The sequence below is a fragment of the Psychrobacter piscatorii genome, from assembly GCF_904846415.1.
GTDB classification, from domain to species: Bacteria; Pseudomonadota; Gammaproteobacteria; order Pseudomonadales; family Moraxellaceae; genus Psychrobacter; species Psychrobacter piscatorii.
The window spans coordinates 1-505 of sequence record NZ_CAJHAR010000119.1; the positions used below are offsets into that span (position 1 = coordinate 1).

1 protein-coding gene is annotated in these 505 nt (G+C 45.0%); it reads left to right on the forward strand.

The window, feature by feature from the left end; translation table 11 throughout:
- The coding region (locus tag JMX83_RS15135; RefSeq protein ID WP_201603432.1) for a YraN family protein at positions 1-294 on the forward strand (294 nt) is incomplete at its 5' end.
- Between the last annotated feature and the right edge of the window lie 211 nt (positions 295-505).

The window sequence follows — 505 nt, forward strand, 5'->3', positions numbered from 1 at the left end:
GATCTGATTATGACGGAAGTAGGACCTGCATGGTCAACGCTAGTATTTATCGAAGTTCGTCAACGCAAGCGGTCAGTCTATGGCGATGCAGCACTCAGCGTGACGACAAGCAAGCAGCGTAAAGTGATTAAAGCGGCACAATGTTTTTTGCAGCAGCATCCTGAGTACGCTCATTATGACTGCCGCTTTGATGTCATTGCTTATAATACGGCGGGTAAGCTCAGCTCAAAAGAGAATCCGTTGAGTGATGAGCTGCAATGGCTTAAAGGTGCCTTTGTAGCCAGTGCATGGTAGTAAATATATAACGCAAATACGGGATGACTCGCGCGCCTGACTGAATCTAGCGCGCAATACTCGTTACCAAAAACCTAACCGCTGCTGGCCAAAATTAAGTAAAGTAGCTGTTAACAAAATTTGTCTTATCACTGCTAGGGCGTGTTGAACATTCGACCATGGCACTGACAGCGACTATTTTTTAGGCGATTCGATGTTAAAAATAATAAGC